Below are 19,298 nucleotides of genomic sequence, written 5' to 3'. Positions count from 1 at the left end.
TGCATATGATGGCGACAGGAATATCGATTCAACGAGGGATCATTGTCGGTGGGCTATTGGCGTGCGCAACGTTGGGCGCACCACAGGTGCAGGCGGCTTTCGGGCAGTGTGTTCCTATTTCGGGGACCCATGGGTTTTCATTCCTTTTTTCCCCGGTTTTAACCGACCCGTCACAAAACGTGGTGGGGCGGATTATTAAGAATGCTGACGGCGGCAACTGGAATTTGCCCGGTTCTTATCGGGTGAAGTGCGAATGTCAGACGCGTACGGCGTCTTATGTCACCGCCAAAATGCTGCTGAGCGAGCCGGTATTCAGCAGCGGGGGATTAACGTATTACGCGTTGAATGAATACCTGGGCGTGGCCAGCGAAGTTTTCGTTGCGGGGTATCGCAACGCGTTTATTGCCGCACCGTTCACCAATGAGTCTAACTTTAAGACCGATATGGATGGTGATGACGAATCCTGTGCCAGCACGCCCTACAACAGCGGTGCTCACGGGCGAATTCATCTGTATTTCCGCCGCCCTTTCGTTGGCGTGACCACAATCCCCAGCACCCGCTTGGTAGACACCTACGTCTCCGTGGTGAACGGGGTGAAAAGCGATGTGCCGGTCTCCACTATCTCCATGAGCGGCACCGTCACCGTGCCGCAGAGCTGTGAAATCAGTCCGCAAACGGTCACGATCGATTTTGGCGATATCTTGACGTCGAATATTCAAACCAAGGGGGCGATGGCGTCCGGCGTCACGCCAGAAGAGAGAACGCTGACGCTGGCTTGCCGCAATATTTCCGCCGGCGTCAAGGTCAGCCTGTCATTTCGCGGTGAGGCGGACGGCAGCATGCCCGAGGCTCTGAAGACCAGCAATCGCGACATTGGCGTGATGATTAAGGATATGCAGGGCAATGTTATTCGGCCTCAGAGCGGGCGCTTGCCGATCGATAACTTCCAATATCCCAACCAGAGTGGCAGCTCACGGATCAGCGTATATCCGATCAACACCACCGGCCGACCTCCTGCCGTGGGGCAGTTCAATGCAACGGCGACCATTCAGGCAGAAATTCAATAACGGATATTTCAACGGTAGCACGCCGGGGGCCCGGCGTTTAACGAGAAGGAGCAGATTATGGGGAAGGTTTTTAGCGGTATTGGCTGCAAATTGGCGCTGGCGGGCCTGTTTCTCCTGGCGATGCCGTCGGCGTATGCCGTATCAAAAATAGTGATTACCGGCAACATCAAAGCGGCACCCTGTGAAATCGACGGCGCGAACGGCACGGTTTCGGTCAATCTGGGGGACGATATTTCTGCCGCCGTACTGGCGACCTCCGGTGCCTTTAGCCCGTGGGTGGAGTTCCCTTTGACGCTAAAAAACTGCCCAAGCACCACCACGTCGGTCGTCGCAACCTTCAGCGGAACGGCTGCGGATGAAGGTGCCAGCTTGTACAAAAGCACCGGCAGTTCTCGCCGAGTGCAAATTGAATTGCAAAATAGCCAGGGGGCAAACCTGGGCAATGGCAAGAGTATGGCCCAGTTAGTTAATCGGGCGACGAATGAAGCCAAATTCAATTTGCGGGCGCGGGCATTCAGCGTCAATGGCGGTTCAACGCCCGGTTCGATAGAAGGGGCTCTGCAGGTCACTTTCGTCTATCAGTAGACAAAGGGCTGCCCTAGATGGAAGGTTAACGACAGATTTAAGGTGATGATATGAATATTAATTATCCCTATGGAACAACCTTGGCGGCCGGCAATGCGGCGACGGGGGCCGTGGCTATCATGGAACCTTGCCCCCTCACGGCGTTGGGGATGAGAAACCGATTGATTGAGTCCTGCGGTCTACAGCCCGACAACGTTCGACAGGTGACGAACCTGGTGGCGCTGAGAGCCTTATTCACTCAGCACACGCATCGTTTACTGGTGATGGATTTGTGCGGCAAATCAGAATTGGTATTGGACGGCTTCAGGCTGATTGCCGATGTGCGTGAAAGCTCGCCGGACACCGCGATAATTATTTGTACGGCATTGGATGAGCCTAGGCTGCTGCGGCAACTGATCGCATCCGGCATCCGCGGCCTGATGTTGAAGCAAGAGCCGGCCATTGCGTTGACTCATTGCGTCCAACAGGTCTTGGCGGGCTGCAGCAGTTTCAGCCATCGGGTGCGTCAGCGTCAATTGCATGAGGCGACAGCCGACAAGCCTCTGACGGCGAAGGAACTGGATGTGCTGACCCAGTTGTTTTCCGGCAAAAGCGTGACCAGCGTGGCGTTAACGATGTGCCGTGATATTCGCACCGTCAGCACGCATAAACGCAATGCGATGTTGAAGTTGGGATTTCACAGCGATGGGGAATTGTATCTTCAGGGGAAATGGATGGCTGCGCAAGGTTCGTCTTTTGTTCGCTAGGCAAGCGTGCGATGCCTCTGGGGTAAGCAAGCATAGGAGCAGATTATGCATTCATGGCGTCAGCAGCCGCTGAACATAGCATTAATGGACAGATGCCCATTAACGCTGGAGGGGTTGACGAGTTTTTTAAAAACGCTGCCAACCCAGGCAAAAGTCGTCGTAAAGGAAACCAGCGTCCGCGCGGTGGCGGATAGCGTGGTCTATCAGCAGGCTGACGTGCTGATTAGCGAGATGGATGGTGAAGATGAAACGGTCGCTCAGGGCAGGGAAACGTTGCTTGCCTTGTGCACGCAGTTGCCCGAATTGCGGGTGATCGTCTATACCCGCTGCCAGAATGCAGAAGAGGTGGGGCGTCTGTTGAACCAGCCCAATATCAGCATCGTAGCCAGAGATGACGCTTTGCCGCTGGTGGCGGAGTTTTTTAATCGCGTGCTGCTTGGGGAACGCGTGTTGAGCCCGCAGATAGGCGCTTTTCTGGCGCCCTCCGTTAGCGGAGAGGAGGCGGCAACGCGAAAGTTGACCCGCTGTGAGAGCGACGTCTTGGCCTTTTTGTTCAACGGAATGAGCCTGCGGCAAATCGCCGAGTTGCAACGGCGCAGCATCAAGACGATCAGCGCGCATAAATGCAGCGCCATGCGTAAACTGCAGGTGAAGAATGACAGCGAACTGTTTTCTCTGCACGGCAATATTACGCGGCAATTGGGGGGGAAATGGTCAAAGGGCACCTAACCTTTAATGAAACGGTATGGGCTATGATTTATCGGCAGGCTTGCCGTTAAAAGCTTACCCAGTATGGCCTATCCCTGGCGCCGATGCATGAAAAGCAGCTCGGCGTTAAAATATTGCTGAGTAGGCCGTTGATGACGTGCCGGGCTGCCTCTCCCATCTGAATATTGCATAGCACTCGATGTGTTGTTTAACGGAGGACGGGGCTGCGTAATTATTCTCGTCGTGAGGTTAAATGTTGATCGTGCGGAATCGCTCTACGTTGGTCGCGGTGTAAATCACCGTATTCTGGATATTTTTGTGCCCTAAATAATCCTGAATCAAACGCGTATCGATCCCTTTATCCGCAAGGGCGTAACCGCAGGAATGTCGCAACATGTGAGGATGGACCTGAACGCTAATGCCGGCCATCTCGCCATACATTCTCATCAACCGATAGAGCTGCTGACGTGATATCTGCCCGCCGTGGCGCGACAGGAATAGCCATGGCGCTTCAGCGTCAGGATAGTTCGCCCGTTGGGCCAGCCAGTTTAACAGCGCCTGCCGTTCTCGCGGTTGAATGGGGTGCTGAACGGAAAACCCATTTTTCAACCGGGATATATGGATCCTATTGGAGGTAAGGTCAATATCCTGAAGGCGCAATGCACGCAGTTCGCTAACCCGCAAGCCGTGAATAAAGCACATTAATAGTAAACAACGATCTCGAATGCTATTTTTTCCTTCATTCACAGCGGCAATCAGTTGCTCAATTTCAACCTGACTAAGAAATTTCCTTTTTTTCATTTTCCTTTCCTGCGTCTTAGATGTTGGCGATTTCTATTATGACGCTTTATTAAAGCATTGGAACATAATAGGCGGCAAAGAAAATAAATAATTTCATTTGTGAATGCATGGGTTTTTATTGTTTTATTTTTTAAGTGAATGGCTTTTTGATTAATATATGTTTATTTAATTTATTTCGGGAAGCTATTTAATCAGCGAATATTGAGCGTCCTGTAAGAGCCGTATGGAAATTTTGCCACCGTCAGATGACCACGGGGATACCGCCTCTCTCAGAACGGTGCTTGATAAACTGTGTTGAGAATTCGTCTTGATCTCATTCTCACGCCGCTTACAATGCCTGCCAGATCGCGACTTCAGAGGTTTTTTCATGGAACTGCTACGGGTGGTTTATCACCAGTATCGTTGGCCATTTCTGGCTGTCATGGCGTTGACCATGGCCAGCGCCGGCTTAGGTATCGGTATCATTGCTTTTATCAATCAATACCTGATGGATGCCGGCGGCGATGCCTTGGCCGTGCTGCCGGTGTTTCTCGCCCTGTTGGCATTGTTGATAGCGGTCACCTTGGGTTCGCAATTGGCGCTGACGACATTGGGCCATTACTTCGTCTATCGCCTGCGTGGGCAGTTAGTGAAGCGCATTTTGGATACCGATATTGAACGCCTCGAACAATTGGGCAGCGCCTCATTGTTGGCCAGCCTGTCCAGCGATATCCGCAATATCACCGTCGCCTTCGTGCGCCTGCCTGAACTGGTACAAGGGGTGATTTTAACCCTGGGGGCAGCGGCCTATCTGGGGTGGCTATCGCCGAAAATGCTGGCGGTCACGGCAGTCTGGGTGGCGGTGACCGTCGTGGGCAGCGGCTGCCTGGTATCACGGGTTTATCGTCATATGGCCAGTTTGCGTGAGTCGGAAGAACGTCTCTATCATCGTTATGAATCGGTGATTGACGGCCGCAAGGAACTGACGTTGAACCGCAAGCGGGCGCAGGCGCTGTACGAACAGGCCTATCAGCCCGATGCGCAAGCTTATCGCCACCACATCATTCGCGCCGATACCTTCCATTTGAGCGCGCTCAACTGGTCAAACATCATGATGTTGGGCGCGATTGGGCTGGTGTTCTTTATGGCCAACAGTCTGGGATGGGCGGACTCGGCGGTGGCCGCCACCTATTCACTGACGCTGCTGTTTTTGCGCACGCCATTACTGCAAGCGGTCGGAGCGTTTCCGACGCTGGTCAGCGCCGAAGTGGCCTTTAACAAGCTGAAGACGCTGCGCCTGGCCGAGTATCAACCGGCGTTTCCTGCCGCCGTTGGTCGCCCCTGGCAGACGCTGGAGCTGCGCGACGTGGTTTTTCACTATGCAGATACCGAACAGCAGCCCGGTTTTGCCGTCGGGCCGCTCAATCTGACGCTGCGGCGTGGTGAGCTGGTCTTTCTGATCGGCGGCAACGGCAGCGGCAAGTCAACGCTGGCGATGTTGTTGACCGGGTTGTACCGGCCGGTAAGCGGCCATATCGTTCTGGATGGCGTCGCACAGAGCGCAGCGGATATGCCGGACTACCGGCGGCTGTTTTCGGCGATTTTCACCGATTTTCATCAGTTCGATCGCTTGCAAGGGCCGGAAGGCGGTGAACCCGATGCGGATCTGGTCGCCATCTGGCTCGAGCGGTTGAATATGAAAAGCAAACTGCAGTTTGACGGCACCAGGGTGACCAATCCGCAGCTGTCGCAGGGGCAACGCAAACGTCTGGCTTTGCTGCTGGCGGTGGCGGAACAGCGCGATATCTTGCTGTTGGATGAATGGGCCGCGGATCAGGATCCGCAATTTCGGCGCACTTTCTATCGTGAACTATTGCCGGAGCTGCGCGCGATGGGCAAAACGGTGTTTGCCATCAGCCATGACGATCACTATTTCGAACACGCCGATCGGTTGCTTGAGATGCGCTCAGGCCATTTACGTGAGCTGACCGGCAGCGAACGTGAACACGCCAGCCGGGATTCCGTCAGCAGAATCGGTTAACTCACGCCGGCCCGAGCGAGACCAAAACGGGCCGGTGCTTCTCTCCGCATGATCCCAGTACATCGCTTCATTTTCTCCCCCGTCTCCAGCGCTGCCTGTTGCCGATTTGGCTTACGGCCAGTCAAATAATTGATAGTTGAATTATTTACCAGTGGTTTAATTTCGACCTTCCAAGGTATGGCACACTGCACCTTCGTTCGCCTATCAATACAAGTTATCGCCTGCCGATAACAGTGATATCCACGGTGCCGTTCTTACTGAGGCGGTGATGCAGGCCTATGGCTGGCAGCTGTTTTTTAAATTTCCATAGGAAAAAGCTACTTTATTGATCGTTAAAATAGATCAATAATCATAATTTGAATGGTTTAATCTATTGGTTGAGGGCGCTGTGGTGAGCAAGGATGGATCAGATATCAAACGTAGAGCATGGCTGTGTGTATTTATCGGTAGCGGGCTGTTCTGGCTGTTAACCGCCGCCGTGATTTACTGGTTACTGAGTTAGCAGGTTAAGCAGGAAGGCGATTAGTGAACAAGAAGCAGGCTAAAAACCGTGAGGGCGCTGAGCGTCGCGCACAGTCCAAAATTCCGCCGTCATGGGTGCTGAGCGATGAGCAGCGCGCCTTTATTGAAGACTTATGGCAGGATACCGACTCTGAGCCGCCGCGGCCCCCATCGCGCAGCCGCGTTAGCTGATCACGCGGCGGCGGCCGGCCAGCGCGCCGAACAGCATTTGCAAGACGGTCAGGCACAGCAGGGCGATCAACGGCAAACGCCAACCTGCCGTCAGATCGTGCAGCAGGCCGAATAGGGTGGGCCCCAGCGCCGCCAACAGATAACCGACGGATTGCGCCATACCCGACAGCAGCGTCGCCTGATGATGATGCTGGCTGCGCAATCCAAAGAACGACAGCGCCAGCACCAGCGAACTCCCCGCCCCCAATCCGGCAAACGTCAGCCACACCAGTGAACTGGCGGGTTGCACCAATAATCCCCCGACGCCGATAAAGATCAGCAGCGAGCTGCCCAGCGCTATCGCCCGTTGATCGTGTGCGCGCGGCAAAATCACCACCATGACAAAGTTGGCGACGATGGCCACCACCTGGTAAACGAACAGCTCGAAACCTGCCTGCTGAGCTGAGGTGCCGTAGCTGGCGGCAAAGGCGCTGAACCAGCCGATGATGGTGTAGAAGGCGATCGATTGCAGCCCCATGAACATCGCCACTTGCCAACCCAGCGGGCTGCCCCAGGGAGAGCGATAGCGCTGTGGCTCCGTCGGCTGCGGCGCTTTGGCGGCGGGAGTGGCTGAGCGTCGCAGCTGCGGCAGCCACACCAGCAGCGCCAGCAACGCGGGCAACCCCCAGCACAGTAAGGAGAACCGCCAGCCGAGGTCGGCCAGGGCAGCCAGCGGCACCGCCAGGCCGGAGGCGATGGCGGCAACCAGCGACATCACCGCCGCATAGGCCGCGATCATCGCGGCGGCGCGATGCGGGAAATCTCTTTTCACCAGCGTCGGCAGCACCACGTTGGCGAAGGCGATGGCGGCGCCGATCAGGATGCTGCCCGGCCAGAGCATGGCGTCTTGCGGCAGGGAACGCAGCGCGATGCCGCAGACCAGCAGCGCGAGGGCGAGACCCAGGGTGCGCTCGATGCCGATGCGTTTCGCCAGCGCCGGAGTCAATGGCGAGAGGATGGCGAACAGGATCAGCGGCAGCGAGTTGATCAGGCCGGCGGCGGTGGCGGACAACGCCAGCTGCTGCTGGATCTGTTCCAGCAGCGGGCCGACGCTGGTCAGGGCGGCGCGCAGGTTGGCCGCGATCAGCATAATGCCGACGATCAGCAGAGAGGGGCGGTGTAATCGGCGACGCGGGGTCGCGGTGGACGCTGGGGGTGAAGCGGGTTGCGGCATGGGTTCCTCGCACCAGGGCATGCAGTCAATCAGTGCTGCATGGCATGATGCGTTGATTGACGTTAACGCTTACGTACCGACAAATTGGCGGTATCCGATTGCAAGTGTAGGGAAGATGGCGCGCGCTGACAAGGGGATGGCCCGGCGGGATGGCGGCGGTTAACCCCCGCCGGCTGCAGGATAATTGCCATTATGTGATCCTGGTCACTGAGTGAACTAAAAGTCAGGGCGCGGGGCGCGCTAGGCGCCGCTTTCGCTTTCCTCGCAGCCCACACCTCGGCGCTCCGGGCCTCTCGCCCATCCTGGCATTTCACTTTTTCTCCCTTCCGCTTTTGGGCTTTTCGATCCGTTTCGATTCGAAAGGTTTTTTGGCGGTTTTTTTGCTAAAACCGGGCTGTAAGCCCGATCACAATTTCATTGCTTTCGCTTTGCTGTAATGCCTGCGCAGTAGAGCGAAAGCCATCTTCTCCCCGGCGATGCCGGAAACCTGAGGACCGCAGCTCATGCCAGTGAATACCGCAAAGCGACGTGAACACATTATCGATCTGTTATGCGAGCACGGCAGCGTGCGCGTGGAGCAGCTCAGCAAACAGTTTGCGGTATCCACGGTGACGATCCGCAACGATCTGCGCTTTCTGGAACGAAAAGGGTGTGCGCTGCGCGCTTACGGCGGCGCGATGCTCAATCAGCAATTCGCTTTCGATCGGCCGCTGCGGGACAAGGGGCGGTTGAATCGCGACGTCAAAACGCTGATCGCCAACGCGGCGGCCGGCTATGTGCGCGACGGCGATGCGCTGATCCTCGATTCCGGCTCCACCACCACGCAGATCGTGCCGTTCCTGAAGGGGCGGCGCGATCTGGTGGTGATGACCAATGCGCTGAACATTGCCTACGAGCTTTCGGGAAACGACGGGGTGGAGGTTATGGTGCTGGGGGGCAGCGTGCGCCGCAACTCTTACTCGCTCTACGGTCCGGCCGCCGAGCAGCAATTGCGTCAGTACCGCTTCGACAAGCTGTTTTTGGGCGTCGACGGGTTCGATCTGAGCGCCGGCATTACCACGCCTCACCCCGGTGAGGCGCACCTCAATCGCGTGATGTGCGAGGTGGCGCGCGAGATTATCGCGGTGGCGGATGCCAGCAAATTCGGTCGCAAGAGCTTTTGCATGATTCGCGAAGCCGGACAAATCCATCGGCTGATCACCGACAGCCGTCTTCCGGACGATTACGAGCGGGCGTTAACCGAGCTGGGCGTAGAGGTCATCATCGCCGATCGGTAGCAGGGCGCCTGCATGGGGGCTTCATGCAGCAGTTGTTACAGCTTGTCGAGCAGCACAAGGCCGGTATGCCGGTCGGGATCTTTTCCGTCTGTTCCGCCCATCCCTGGGTTCTGAAGGCCGCGCTGCGGCAGGCCAAAGCGCGCGGCACGCCGGTATTGGTGGAGGCGACGTCCAACCAGGTCAATCAGTTCGGCGGCTATACCGGCCAAACGGCGGCCCAGTTCCGCGATGCGCTGTGGCATCTGGCGGATGAGGTTGGCCTGGCGCGCGATCGCGTGTGGCTGGGCGGCGATCACCTGGGGCCCAACGCCTGGCAAGATCGCCCGGCTCAGGAGGCGATGGCGCTGGCGGAAACCTTGATCGACGATTACGTTCGCGCCGGATTTCGCAAGATTCACCTCGATTGTTCCATGTCGTGCGCCGGCGATCCCTCGCCCCTGGGGGATGCCACGGTCGCCGAGCGTGCGGCGCGCTTGTGCGCGGTGGCGGAGCGGGCCTGGATGCAGAGCGGCGGCGAAGCGCCGGTCTATGTGATTGGCACCGAAGTGCCGGTGCCGGGCGGCGCGCAGGAGGCGCTGGCGAGCCTGCAGGTCACCACGCCGCAGGCGGTGGCGCAAACGCTGGAAACGCACCGTATCGCCTGGCAACAGGCCGAGCTGAACGATGCCTGGCAGAGAACCATCGCGCTGGTGGTGCAGCCGGGCGTCGAGTTCGATCACCACCGCGTCGAACGCTATCAGCCGCAGCGCGCCGACGCCTTGAGCCATTTCATCGAACGCCAGCCGGGCATGATCTATGAAGCGCACTCCACGGACTATCAGCCGCCGCAGGCCTACCGCCAACTGGTGCGCGATCACTTCGCCATCCTGAAGGTGGGGCCGGCGCTGACCTTCGCGCTGCGCGAAGCGCTGTTCGCCCTCGATCGCATCGAACGTGAATGGCTGGGGGAGCGCCAGTCGGCGCAGCTGTGCGCCACGCTGGAGCAGGTGATGCGCGAGCAGCCGCAGCAGTGGAGCCGCTACTACCACGGCACGCCGCACCAACAGTACCTCGATCGCCACTACAGCCTGAGCGATCGGGTGCGTTACTACTGGCCGCAGCCGCAGGTGCAGCAGGCGGTCGACGGGCTGCTGGACAACCTGCGCCGCAGCCCGGCGCCGCTGGCGCTGCTCAGCCAGTACCTGCCGGATCAGGCGCGGGCGCTGAACGCCGGCGAATTGAGCGCCGATCCGCAAGAGTGGGTGCTGCATAAAGTGACGCAGGTGCTCGACGATTACCACGCCGCCTGCTACCCGGAGGGCCGCTGACATGCCGAACATTTTAATGACCCGCATCGACAATCGCCTGGTGCACGGCCAGGTGGGCGTGACCTGGACCAACACCCTCGGCGCCAACCTGGTGGTGGTGGCCAACGACGAGGCCGCCGCCGATCCGGTGCAGCAGAACCTGATGGACATGGTGGTGGCGGAAGGGGTGCAGACCCGCTACTTCACGCTGCAGAAAACCATCGACGTGATCCACAAGGCGGCGGATCGGCAGAAGATTTTTCTGGTGTGCAAAACGCCGCAGGATGTGTTGACGCTGGTGCGCGGCGGGGTGCCGATCCGTTTCGTCAACGTCGGCAACATGCACTTCGCCGAGGGGAAGCGGCAGGTGCACAAAACGGTGTCGCTGGACGACGGCGACGTGGCCGCGTTTCGCGCGTTAGCAGCGCTGGGCGTGGAGTGCGAAGTGCGCCGGGTGCCGGATGAGGCGGGCGAGGCGATCGGCAAACTGCTCTTTTGAGCCAGGGGGAAAGCATGTTGACGGATGCGTTATTGATTGCGTTGTTGGCCGGGCTGGCGGGGGTGGACCTGTTCGACGGCCTGACCCATTTCCACCGGCCGGTGGTGATGGGGCCGCTGGTGGGGCTGATTTTGGGCGATGTCTACACCGGCTTGCTGGTGGGCGGCACGCTGGAGCTGGTGTGGATGGGGATGGTGCCGCTGGCGGGCGCCCAACCGCCGAACGTGGTGATCGGCGGGGTGATCGGCACCGCGTTCGCCATTCTGACCAAGGCCGACCCTAAAGTGGCGATCGGCGTGGCGGTGCCATTCTCGATTGCGGTGCAGGGCTGCATCACGCTGCTGTTTACGCTGTTCTCGCCGATGATGCACCGCTGCGATCGCATGGTGAAAGAGCTGAACTGGCGCGGCGTCGAACGGGTGAACTATCTCGGCATCGGCATCCTGTTCATCTTCTATTTCGTGGTGGCGTTCCTGCCGATTTACTTCGGCGCCGATGCGGCCAGCGCCATGGTGCAGAAGGCGCCGGGTTGGCTGCTGGACGGGCTGGCGGTGGCGGGCGGCATGATGCCGGCGATCGGCTTCTCGCTGCTGATGAAGGTGATGATGAAAAAAACCTACGTGGCCTATTTTATCCTCGGCTTTATCTCGGTCACGTTCCTTAAGCTGCCGATCCTGGCGGTGGCGCTGGGCGCCCTGGCGATCGCCCTGATCGATTTCTTCAACACGCAACGCGGCGCGGCAGAGGCGACGGCCCGGCCCGCTCCGCAGGAGGACGCCGAAGATGGCATTTAACGATTCCGACGATCTGCTGGCGCAAAAGGCCGAGCAACGCATGGCGCAGGCGCTGGCCACCAGCCAGGTGGAGCAGGACGACTATCTGGACAGCCAGCCCGCCGAAGCGCTGACGCGCGGCGACATCAACCGTATGGCCTGGCGTTCGCTGCTGCTGCAGGCGTCGTTCAACTATGAACGTATGCAGGCCGGCGGCTGGCTGTACCAGCTGATCCCCGGGCTGCGCAAGATCCACCGCAACCCGCAGGATCTGGCCAACTCGATGAAGATGCACATGGAATTTATCAACGTGCACCCGTTCGACGTCACCTTCCTGTCCGGCCTGGTGCTGGCGATGGAGCAGAACAAGGAGAAGATCTCCACCATTCGCGCGGTGAAAGTGGCGCTGATGGGGCCGCTCGGCGGCATCGGCGACGCGCTGTTTTGGCTGACGCTGCTGCCGATCTGCGCCGGGATAGGCGCTTCGCTGGCATTGGAGGGCAGCCTGTTCGGGCCGATCGTCTTCCTGCTGCTGTTCAACCTGTTCCACTTCGGCCTGCGCTTCGGGCTGGCGCACTACGGCTATCAGGCCGGCACCAGCGCGCTGGCGCTGTTGAAGACCCACACCCGGCGCATTTCTCACGCCGCGTCGATCGTCGGCATGACGGTGATCGGCGCGCTGGTGGCCTCGTATGTGCATCTGTCCACGCCGTTGGTGATGCATGCCGGCAAGGCCAGGGTGGCGCTGCAGACCGACGTACTGGACAAGTTGATGCCCAACTTGTTGCCACTGTGCTTCACGCTGCTCATTTTCTTCCTGATGAAGCGCGGTTTCTCGCCGGTGAAGCTGATTGGCGTCACCGTAGCGATCGGCGTGGCGAGCAAATTTATCGGCATTTTGTGAGGAGCGGGCTATGCCAGGCATTGTGATTACCGGCCACGGCGGCTTCGCCACCGGGCTGTTGCAGGCGGTGGAGCAGGTGGTGGGGCCGCAGCGGCACTGCGCGGCGGTCGATTTCCCTGAACAGATGAGCACCGCGCAGCTCAACGACGCCTTGCGCTCGGCGCTGGCGGCGGTGGCGCAGCCGGACGGCGTGGTGTTTCTCACCGACATGCTCGGCGGCTCGCCGTTTCGCAGCGCCTGCGAACTGGCGGATGCGCAGGGCGATTGCGAAGTGCTGACCGGCGTCAACATGCAGCTGGCGGCGGAAATGATGCTGGAGCGCGACGGGTTGAGCCTGGATGAGTTTCGCGAGGTGGCGCTGGCGTGCGGCAAACGCGGCCTGACCAGCCTGTGGCATGAGCGCCGCCGGGTGAAATGCGAAGACGTGCCGGCCGACGGCATCTGAACGAACGCCGGACGCCGCCGCGCCCGGCTCTGCGGGTTATGCCGGCAGCGGGCTTAGCATCAGGCGCGCCGGTTGATCTTCGCTGCGGCTGAAGCGCCAGCAGGTCTGGTGGTACTTCGCCACGCTGTTGCGGTGCGCCACGCTGATCAGCGTCACGTCCGGCAGTTCATCCACCAGCAGGCAGTACATCAACTGTTCGGTTTCGTCGTCCAGCGCGCTGGTGGCTTCGTCGAGGAACAGGATGCTCGGGCGAATCAACAGGGCGCGGGCGAACGCCAGCCGCTGTTGCTCGCCCGGCGACAGGCGATGGCTCCAGTTGGCGGAGGTATCCAGCCAACGCTGCAGGTGCTTCAGGCGGCAGTTTTCCAGCACTCGCATCAGCTGCGGATCGCTGTATTCCGACGCCAGGCTCGGGTAGCTCAACGCTTCGCGCAGCGTGCCGATCGGAATGTAGCTGCGCTGCGGCAGGAACAGCGTGTTGGCATTGGCCGCTACCCCGATAGCCCCCGCGCCGTAAGGCCAGATACCGGCGATGGCCCGCAGCAGCGTCGACTTGCCGCAGCCGGAAGGGCCGACGATCAGCAGGCGATCGCCGCGTTGCAGCGTCATCTCGGCGCCGGCCAGCAGCGGCTGGCCGTCGGGCAAGTTCAGGCTGAGGTTATCCAGCGTCAACGGATGGGCGGTCTCTTCCCGCAGCTGAATGCCGCGCGGCTGATGATGAACCTGATCGACGGCGGCGTTGAAGCCGGCCAAACGGTTGACGCAGGCTTTCCAGGTCGCCAAATCGTTAAATGCGTCGATAAACCATGACAGCGCACCCTGTACCTGGCCGAAGGCCGAGGCGATCTGCATCAGGCCGCCCATCTGAATGGCGCCGGAGAAGTAGCGCGGCGCCGCCACCAGCAGGGGAAATACGATGGCGAACTGGCCGTAGAAGTTGGTGGCGATGTTCAGCCGCCGGGTGATGCGCATAATAGCCCACCAGTTGCTGCGAATGGTGTCAAAACGGTCGCCCAGCTGCTGCGCCTCGCGCGGTTCGCCGTGGTACAGCGCGATGGCGTCGTTGTTTTCGCGGATGCGGATCAGGCCGAAACGGAAGTTTGCCTCATACCGTTCCTGGTTGAAGCCCAGCATGACCAGCGGTTTGCCGACCCACCAGATCAGCAGCGATCCCAGCACCGCATACAGCAGCGCGAACCACACCATATAACCGGGCAAGGTGATGGCATGCTGGCCGAGCGCGAAGGTCATCGGCCCGCTGAAGTGCCATAGGATGTCGATAAAGGAAAACAGCGTCACCAGGCTGGAGAGCAGCCCGAGCGACAGCGACAGGGTATATTGGGTCAAGACGTTGAGATCTTCGGCGATACGCTGATCGGGGTTATCGACGATCTGCTGCTGCTCGGTGTGGTAATACGCCTGGTGCGCCAGCCATTTTTCCATGAACTTTTCCGTCATCCAGCGCCGCCAGCGCATCTGCAGCCCCTGAGTCAGGTAGATCTTGTAGACCGCCAGCACGATGAAGATCAGCGCCAGATAGGTAAAGCGCCACAGCTGCGTCTTGAATACCGGGTAGTTCTTGTTCTGCAGCGCATCGTAGAACACCTGATTCCACTGGTTGATCTGCACGCTGATATAGACCAGGCCGAGCGACAGGACGACGATGGCGATCAGCATCATCCAGGCGCGCCATCGCTCCTCCGACACCCAAAAGGGTTTGATCAGCTGCCAAACGGCGTGTTTCTGCAAGGGGGTTGCGTTCATAACGGCTCGATAATTGCGGTATTTCGTTCAGCATGGGCTGCGGGCCGGTAACAAACAAACCGCGACTGTAAGCAGTTTTAACTCCGCTAACCGTTTGAAATAAGGCGGCTGAATCGACAGCGGCACGCCGACGGGCGCAATTGCGGCATACACTCCACCGCCGGGCGGTTATACTGGCGCCGAATTTTTGCAGAAAGGATAAACGATGAAGGCTTGGTTTCCCCTGTTGCTGACCTGCGGCGTCTTCGCCGGCGCCCGGGCCTGGGCGCACATTGACGAGCCGGACATCGCCGCCGACTGCCAAAAGGTGGCGAGCTACGCCGAACTGGGAAAAAAGGCCTATCAGCGGCAGGATTACGCCAAAGCTGCCGACATCTTTCGCGATCAGGCGGCCTGGAGCGAGTTTTGCGGCCTGAGCGAGCAGGCCATCGCCACGGCCTACAACAACGTGTCGCTGTCGCTGATGCGCGCCGGGGAATTGCTCAAGGCACAGGCCTACCTGGCGCTGGCGCCGCACGATGACAAATCGCAGCACAACATGAGCCTGTTGCGCCAACGCCTGGCGCAGCGGCCGCAGCCGCAGGGGCCGGGCGGCGTGTATTGGCAATACGCCGGGCGCGGCGTGTGGAGCGAAGTGGCGGTGAAGCCGCAGGGCGAGCACTGGCTGATCGATTTTTCCGGCTACGCCATGCCGCAGATGGGGCTGTATTACGGGCCGAACATGGGTGACTTCACCGCCGAGCTGCCAATTGAGCACGGCAAAGCGGTCTACCATCAGCATGACTCGGAAAGCGCGCAGGTCTGCGACGTCACGCTGGAATTTGGCGAGCAAGCGCTGGAGATGCACACGCGGGGGGATTGCGGGTTCGGTCACAACGTGCGCGCGGAAGGGCGGTTCGTGCGGGTCGAATGACCCGCCCCGGCAGCCGGGACGGGAAAGGTAGGTTACGCCAGCGCGGCGGCGCCCAGCAGGTTTTTCCAGGCTTCCACGTTACCCAGATAGTTGCCGGCCGGCAGCAGATGCAGACGGCCTTCGCTGTCCTGCAGCGCAAAGGTCGGGAAGCCCTGGCCTTGCACTTTGGCCAGTAGCGCCCGGCTTTCCGCGATGTGCTGCGCGGTTGGCGCGCCGGTGTTGAAACGCATTTCGGCGATAAACGCCGCCGAAGGCAACCCCAATTCTTTCGCCAATGCTTCCAGCACCGGCGTATCGGCGATGCGCCGGCCTTCTTGATAGTGCGCCTGCTGAATGCGGTGCAGCATGTCCAGCCCGCGCCCCGCCAGCTTTTCCGCCGCCAGGATAGCGGTGATCGGCGGCTCGGAATCCATCACTGCCGTGGTGTCGCGCAGCAGGCCGTTGAAATAGGCTTCGCCAAAAGGCTGGCCCGTCATCTCGGCGATGCGTTTGTCGTGCGGAATGACGTAGTTGCGCCATTCGTCGGTAATCTGACGGCGGTTGTTGCCGGTCATCATGCCGCCGGCATGCGGCACGATCTTCAGCCCAGGGAGGCTCTGAGCCGCTTTCACCAGCGGTGCGGCGCCGTAGCACCAGCCGCACAGCGGATCGAAAATGTAATGCAGAGTGGTTTCGGTCATCTTTACTCCTCGCCTGGCGCGCGGCAGCTCACCGCGGCGCCAGGGCTGGTTCAATCACGCACGGGCGCTTATTGCGGCCACTTCATCTCGGCTTTCAGCACTTTCGCGCTCAGTTCCAGGCTCGACTCGTCTTTCAGCGTCGGGTAGTGCTTTTTCATCGCTTCAATCAGCGCGGCGGAATCCTTGGCCTTCGGCAGCTCGGCTTCCAGCGTGGTCAGGTATTTCTGGGTAAAGTGCACCGATGCCAGCGTTTGCGCTGCGCCCGGCAGGAAGTGGCCCGGCACGACGACCTGCGGCTTCAGCGCTTCGATGTTTTTCAGCGTCTGCTGCCAGTGCTGGCGCGATTCCACGCTCTGGTTGTCGGCGATCCACGGGTGGATATTGTCACCGGCGACCGCGACACCGCCTACTACCGCTTTCAGCGCCGGGATCCACACGAAGGTGCGATCGGGGGTCGGGCCGTTCAGGCCTTTCACTTCCACTTTCTGGCCGTCGATGGTGAAGCTGTCGCCCTGCAGCGGCTGCGGCACGATCACGGTTTTCGGCGCGTTGTCTTTCAGGATCGGGCCCCAATAGGCGACTTTACCGTCTTTGGTAGCGTTGATGTCCTTGATAGTGCCTGGCGAAGCGATGATTTTCGCCTCCGGGAAGGCCGCTTTAATCACGTCCAGACCGAAATAGAAATCCGGGTCTGAGTGGCTGATATAAACGGTGGTCAGTTTCTTGCCGGTCGCCTTGATCTTTTTAACCAGCGCTTCGGCGTCGTTACGCTGGAACTGAGCGTCGATCAGCGCCACTTCGTGTTTGCCGCTGATGATTTCGGAAGACACCGGGAACACGCTTTTCTCGCCCGGGTTATACACTTCCATGGTCAGGGTATCGGCCGCGGTGGCGTAGGTGCTGAGGGTGGCGACGCCGGTGAAGGCCAGAGTTAACAGTGATTTCTTAAACATGGGCAGAGGTCCTTAGGTATCGGTTAATGTTGTAATGATGTTAGGTTGCATAAAGCGATAGAAAAACCGGATAATAAGCAATTATTCGTTGCATAAATCGGACTAATCATGGATCGCATTACCGCCGCAGAGGTTTTTGTCACCATCGTCGATCGCGGCAGCATGATCGCCGCTGCGGAAACGCTGGAGATGTCGCGCGCGATGGTGACGCGCTACCTGGCGCAGATGGAGCAATGGGCCGGGGCGCGTTTACTGCACCGCACTACCCGTAAGCTTAGTCTGACCGACGCCGGTGAGCGTACTCTGGAGCGCTGCCGGCAAATGCTGGCGCTGGCGGGGGAGATCGACCTGGTGGAGGAAGGGCAGAGCGACGAGCTGCGCGGCTTGCTGCGCATCACCTGTTCGCAGTCGCTCGGGCAAACGGCGCTGGTGGGGGCCGTCGCTCAGTATCTGAAGCGTCACCCGCAGGTGGCGGTCGATCTGCAGATGAACAACCGGGCGGTGAACCTGGTGGAAGAGCGCATCGATCTGGCGCTGCGCATCACCAACGAGCTGGATCCCAACCTGATCGCCCGCCCGCTGTCCACCTGCGCATCGGTGGTGTGCGCCGCGCCGGCATATCTGGCGGCGCACGGCACCCCGCGTCAACCGCAGGATCTGGCGTTGCACAACTGCCTGACCTACTCCTATTTCGGCAAAAGCCTGTGGCACTTCGATGCTCAGGGCGTGAAATCGGCGGTAGCGGTCAGCGGCAACCTGAGCGCCAACGAGTCGGTGGTGCTGATGGCCGGCACGGTGCAGGGGGCAGGCATTTCCATGCAGCCCTATTATTCGGCGGCGCCGCTGCTGGCCAGCGGCGAACTGGTCGAACTGTTGCCGGATTACCGGCCGCAGTCGATGGGCATCTACGGCATCTATACCTCACGCCGCCAGATGCCCGCCACCTTGCGCACCATGCTGGACTTTCTGGTGGAGTGGTTCGCCACCGATCCGCAGTGGCAGGCGACGCTGCGCTGATGCTTCGGCAATATTCCCACGCCGCTTTCAGCGCCTGACGGCGGCGGCCAGCCGGGCGACAAAGGTGGCGGCCTGCTGATGAAGGTGGTCGATAAAGGCCGTCACCAGCGCCGACGAGGGGCGGTGTAGCGGCCGAATAAGGCTGACGGTGAACGGCACGTCGATGCTGAACGGCCGCACGTGCACGCCGTTGCCGGCATAGTCGAGCGCCGTCAGCGGGTTGACGATCGACACCCCCACGCCGGCCCTCACCATGGCGCATACCGATGCCGCGCTGTGCGTTTCCATCACCATGCGGCGCTCGACGCCCTGTTCGCCGAACAAAGCATCCAGCAGGTGGCGATAGCTGTCGGTGCTCGACAGGCTGATAAAGTTCTGCCCGGCGAAGTCCTGCGGCGTCAGCCGATCTTTCAGCAGCAGCGGGTGGCCCGTCGGCAGCACGCACACTTCGTTCAACGTCATCAGCGTCACTCGCTCGGTGCCCGCCGGCGTCAGGGTGGTTTCCGTCAGCCCGAGATCGTGGCGCTGGGCCGACAACCACTCTTCTAGCAGCGGCGACTCTTGCGGGATAACGCTAAAGCTGACTTCCGGGTAACGTTCGATAAAGGGCCGGCACACCGCCGGCAGCAGCGATTGGGAAAATACCGGCAGGCACACGATCGACAGCTGCGCCTGCTGAAACTGGCGGATGCCGGCGGCGGCGTTGACGATGCGATCGAGGCCGTAATAGGAGCGCTGCACCTCTTCGAACAGCCGCAATCCCTGCACGGTAGGGGACAAGCGCCCGCGCACCCGATCGAACAGCTGCAGCCGAATCAGCTTTTCAAAACGCGCCAGCTCACGGCTGACGGTCGGTTGCGAGGTCTGCAGCAGGGCCGCCGCCTCGGTCAGGTTGCCGGTGGTCATCACCGCCCGAAAGATTTCGATCTGCCGCAAAGAGATGCTGTGCATGGC

General features: G+C 59.9%; 21 protein-coding genes. 15 read left to right on the top strand and 6 right to left on the bottom strand.

The genetic code is table 11. The features are described 5' to 3' along the window. Positions 1-8: 8 nt before the first annotated feature. From ACK3CV_RS20380 to ACK3CV_RS20365, 4 genes are read left to right on the top strand one after another with little or no spacing between them, the layout of a single operon-like run. Positions 9-1,067 carry a fimbrial protein gene (locus tag ACK3CV_RS20380; protein ID WP_489009893.1) on the top strand — a complete coding sequence of 353 codons (1,059 nt, stop codon included), beginning with the start codon at positions 9-11 and terminating at the stop codon, positions 1,065-1,067. Positions 1,068-1,124: 57 nt separating this feature from the next. Then, a complete protein-coding gene (locus ACK3CV_RS20375; protein WP_033635791.1) occupies positions 1,125-1,652 on the top strand; it encodes a fimbrial protein in 528 nt (175 codons plus the stop codon). 50 nt (positions 1,653-1,702) lie between these two features. Beyond that, positions 1,703-2,398: a LuxR C-terminal-related transcriptional regulator gene (locus ACK3CV_RS20370; protein ID WP_033649483.1), complete on the top strand. Its 696-nt coding sequence runs from the start codon at positions 1,703-1,705 to the stop codon at positions 2,396-2,398. Positions 2,399-2,443: 45 nt separating this feature from the next. Further along, positions 2,444-3,127, top strand: a complete 684-nt coding sequence (locus tag ACK3CV_RS20365; RefSeq protein WP_164141263.1) for a response regulator transcription factor — start codon at positions 2,444-2,446, stop codon at positions 3,125-3,127. 228 nt (positions 3,128-3,355) lie between these two features. On the opposite strand, the gene ACK3CV_RS20360 is transcribed toward ACK3CV_RS20365, so the two are convergent. After that, positions 3,356-3,907: a tyrosine-type DNA invertase gene (locus ACK3CV_RS20360; RefSeq protein WP_033649485.1), complete on the bottom strand. Its 552-nt coding sequence runs from the start codon at positions 3,905-3,907 to the stop codon at positions 3,356-3,358. Positions 3,908-4,274: 367 nt separating this feature from the next. Between ACK3CV_RS20360 and ACK3CV_RS20355 the strand changes: the two genes are divergently transcribed. From ACK3CV_RS20355 to ACK3CV_RS20345, 3 genes are all read left to right on the top strand, one after another. Beyond that, a complete protein-coding gene (locus ACK3CV_RS20355; protein WP_033649486.1) occupies positions 4,275-5,927 on the top strand; it encodes a multidrug ABC transporter permease/ATP-binding protein in 1,653 nt (550 codons plus the stop codon). 388 nt (positions 5,928-6,315) lie between these two features. Then, positions 6,316-6,429, top strand: a complete 114-nt coding sequence (locus ACK3CV_RS20350; protein ID WP_049232362.1) for a YmiA family putative membrane protein — start codon at positions 6,316-6,318, stop codon at positions 6,427-6,429. A 23-nt stretch (positions 6,430-6,452) separates the two neighbouring features. Next, positions 6,453-6,620 (top strand): hypothetical protein, encoded by a 168-nt coding sequence (locus ACK3CV_RS20345; RefSeq protein WP_436331042.1) that lies wholly within the window; start codon positions 6,453-6,455, stop codon positions 6,618-6,620. On the opposite strand, the gene ACK3CV_RS20340 is transcribed toward ACK3CV_RS20345, so the two are convergent. Continuing rightward, positions 6,613-7,833 carry a CynX/NimT family MFS transporter gene (locus ACK3CV_RS20340; protein WP_489009892.1) on the bottom strand — a complete coding sequence of 407 codons (1,221 nt, stop codon included), beginning with the start codon at positions 7,831-7,833 and terminating at the stop codon, positions 6,613-6,615. The genes ACK3CV_RS20345 and ACK3CV_RS20340 overlap by 8 nt on opposite strands. Before the next feature lie 503 nt (positions 7,834-8,336). Here ACK3CV_RS20340 and agaR point away from each other — a divergent pair. Genes agaR through agaF form a run of 6 tightly spaced genes read left to right on the top strand, consistent with a single transcriptional unit; the run spans position 8,337 to position 13,017 of the window. Beyond that, entirely contained in the window at positions 8,337-9,110 is a 774-nt protein-coding gene (gene agaR / locus ACK3CV_RS20335; protein WP_033649488.1) for a transcriptional repressor AgaR, read from the top strand. A 23-nt stretch (positions 9,111-9,133) separates the two neighbouring features. Further along, the gene (locus ACK3CV_RS20330) at positions 9,134-10,417 is read left to right on the top strand and encodes a D-tagatose-bisphosphate aldolase, class II, non-catalytic subunit (protein ID WP_060419399.1); all 1,284 of its coding nucleotides are present in this window, start codon (positions 9,134-9,136) and stop codon (positions 10,415-10,417) included. Between the two features lies 1 nt (position 10,418). Next, positions 10,419-10,895 (top strand): PTS N-acetylgalactosamine transporter subunit IIB, encoded by a 477-nt coding sequence (agaV, locus tag ACK3CV_RS20325; RefSeq protein ID WP_019455696.1) that lies wholly within the window; start codon positions 10,419-10,421, stop codon positions 10,893-10,895. 14 nt (positions 10,896-10,909) lie between these two features. Then, positions 10,910-11,689, top strand: coding sequence for a PTS N-acetylgalactosamine transporter subunit IIC (agaW, locus tag ACK3CV_RS20320; protein ID WP_033635784.1), 780 nt, complete (start codon positions 10,910-10,912; stop codon positions 11,687-11,689). Next, positions 11,679-12,572, top strand: coding sequence for a PTS system mannose/fructose/sorbose family transporter subunit IID (locus ACK3CV_RS20315; RefSeq protein ID WP_164141267.1), 894 nt, complete (start codon positions 11,679-11,681; stop codon positions 12,570-12,572). Before agaW ends, ACK3CV_RS20315 begins: the two co-directional genes overlap by 11 nt. 10 nt (positions 12,573-12,582) lie before the next feature. Next, the gene (gene agaF, locus ACK3CV_RS20310; RefSeq protein ID WP_033654096.1) at positions 12,583-13,017 is read left to right on the top strand and encodes a PTS galactosamine/N-acetylgalactosamine transporter subunit IIA; all 435 of its coding nucleotides are present in this window, start codon (positions 12,583-12,585) and stop codon (positions 13,015-13,017) included. A gap of 36 nt (positions 13,018-13,053) precedes the next feature. Here agaF and ACK3CV_RS20305 read toward each other — a convergent pair whose 3' ends face one another. Continuing rightward, positions 13,054-14,781: an ABC transporter ATP-binding protein/permease gene (locus tag ACK3CV_RS20305; RefSeq protein ID WP_164141269.1), complete on the bottom strand. Its 1,728-nt coding sequence runs from the start codon at positions 14,779-14,781 to the stop codon at positions 13,054-13,056. 205 nt (positions 14,782-14,986) lie between these two features. Here ACK3CV_RS20305 and ACK3CV_RS20300 point away from each other — a divergent pair, with 205 nt between their 5' ends. Further along, positions 14,987-15,694, top strand: coding sequence for a tetratricopeptide repeat protein (locus ACK3CV_RS20300; protein ID WP_164039849.1), 708 nt, complete (start codon positions 14,987-14,989; stop codon positions 15,692-15,694). Positions 15,695-15,726: 32 nt separating this feature from the next. Here the strand turns inward: ACK3CV_RS20300 and ACK3CV_RS20295 are convergent, their stop codons facing one another. Both ACK3CV_RS20295 and ACK3CV_RS20290 read right to left on the bottom strand, forming a co-directional pair. Then, positions 15,727-16,374 (bottom strand): DsbA family protein, encoded by a 648-nt coding sequence (locus tag ACK3CV_RS20295; protein WP_039567349.1) that lies wholly within the window; start codon positions 16,372-16,374, stop codon positions 15,727-15,729. A 68-nt stretch (positions 16,375-16,442) separates the two neighbouring features. Beyond that, a complete protein-coding gene (locus ACK3CV_RS20290; RefSeq protein ID WP_164039851.1) occupies positions 16,443-17,327 on the bottom strand; it encodes an MBL fold metallo-hydrolase in 885 nt (294 codons plus the stop codon). Positions 17,328-17,435: 108 nt separating this feature from the next. Here ACK3CV_RS20290 and ACK3CV_RS20285 point away from each other — a divergent pair, with 108 nt between their 5' ends. Beyond that, the gene (locus tag ACK3CV_RS20285; RefSeq protein WP_015378928.1) at positions 17,436-18,344 is read left to right on the top strand and encodes a LysR family transcriptional regulator; all 909 of its coding nucleotides are present in this window, start codon (positions 17,436-17,438) and stop codon (positions 18,342-18,344) included. 27 nt (positions 18,345-18,371) lie between these two features. Here ACK3CV_RS20285 and ACK3CV_RS20280 read toward each other — a convergent pair whose 3' ends face one another. Continuing rightward, entirely contained in the window at positions 18,372-19,295 is a 924-nt protein-coding gene (locus ACK3CV_RS20280) for a LysR family transcriptional regulator (RefSeq protein ID WP_033649494.1), read from the bottom strand. Positions 19,296-19,298 lie beyond the last annotated feature (3 nt).

This window comes from Serratia sp. TSO36, assembly GCF_057808395.1.
Note: the sequence above shows the minus strand (reverse complement) of the source record. Positions and strands in the feature narration are given on the sequence as shown.

What these genes read in the sequence shown, in the direction of transcription:
- ACK3CV_RS20380 (WP_489009893.1), top strand. Translation starts at nt 9, where the DNA reads ATGGCGACAGGAATATCGATTCAACGAGGGATCATTGTCGGTGGGCTA.
- ACK3CV_RS20375 (WP_033635791.1), top strand. Translation starts at nt 1,125, where the DNA reads ATGGGGAAGGTTTTTAGCGGTATTGGCTGCAAATTGGCGCTGGCGGGC.
- ACK3CV_RS20370 (WP_033649483.1), top strand. Translation starts at nt 1,703, where the DNA reads ATGAATATTAATTATCCCTATGGAACAACCTTGGCGGCCGGCAATGCG.
- ACK3CV_RS20365 (WP_164141263.1), top strand. Translation starts at nt 2,444, where the DNA reads ATGCATTCATGGCGTCAGCAGCCGCTGAACATAGCATTAATGGACAGA.
- ACK3CV_RS20360 (WP_033649485.1), bottom strand. Translation starts at nt 3,907, where the DNA reads ATGAAAAAAAGGAAATTTCTTAGTCAGGTTGAAATTGAGCAACTGATT.
- ACK3CV_RS20355 (WP_033649486.1), top strand. Translation starts at nt 4,275, where the DNA reads ATGGAACTGCTACGGGTGGTTTATCACCAGTATCGTTGGCCATTTCTG.
- ACK3CV_RS20340 (WP_489009892.1), bottom strand. Translation starts at nt 7,833, where the DNA reads ATGCCGCAACCCGCTTCACCCCCAGCGTCCACCGCGACCCCGCGTCGC.
- agaR (WP_033649488.1), top strand. Translation starts at nt 8,337, where the DNA reads ATGCCAGTGAATACCGCAAAGCGACGTGAACACATTATCGATCTGTTA.
- ACK3CV_RS20330 (WP_060419399.1), top strand. Translation starts at nt 9,134, where the DNA reads ATGCAGCAGTTGTTACAGCTTGTCGAGCAGCACAAGGCCGGTATGCCG.
- agaV (WP_019455696.1), top strand. Translation starts at nt 10,419, where the DNA reads ATGCCGAACATTTTAATGACCCGCATCGACAATCGCCTGGTGCACGGC.
- agaW (WP_033635784.1), top strand. Translation starts at nt 10,910, where the DNA reads ATGTTGACGGATGCGTTATTGATTGCGTTGTTGGCCGGGCTGGCGGGG.
- ACK3CV_RS20315 (WP_164141267.1), top strand. Translation starts at nt 11,679, where the DNA reads ATGGCATTTAACGATTCCGACGATCTGCTGGCGCAAAAGGCCGAGCAA.
- agaF (WP_033654096.1), top strand. Translation starts at nt 12,583, where the DNA reads ATGCCAGGCATTGTGATTACCGGCCACGGCGGCTTCGCCACCGGGCTG.
- ACK3CV_RS20305 (WP_164141269.1), bottom strand. Translation starts at nt 14,781, where the DNA reads ATGAACGCAACCCCCTTGCAGAAACACGCCGTTTGGCAGCTGATCAAA.
- ACK3CV_RS20300 (WP_164039849.1), top strand. Translation starts at nt 14,987, where the DNA reads ATGAAGGCTTGGTTTCCCCTGTTGCTGACCTGCGGCGTCTTCGCCGGC.
- ACK3CV_RS20295 (WP_039567349.1), bottom strand. Translation starts at nt 16,374, where the DNA reads ATGACCGAAACCACTCTGCATTACATTTTCGATCCGCTGTGCGGCTGG.
- ACK3CV_RS20290 (WP_164039851.1), bottom strand. Translation starts at nt 17,327, where the DNA reads ATGTTTAAGAAATCACTGTTAACTCTGGCCTTCACCGGCGTCGCCACC.
- ACK3CV_RS20285 (WP_015378928.1), top strand. Translation starts at nt 17,436, where the DNA reads ATGGATCGCATTACCGCCGCAGAGGTTTTTGTCACCATCGTCGATCGC.
- ACK3CV_RS20280 (WP_033649494.1), bottom strand. Translation starts at nt 19,295, where the DNA reads ATGCACAGCATCTCTTTGCGGCAGATCGAAATCTTTCGGGCGGTGATG.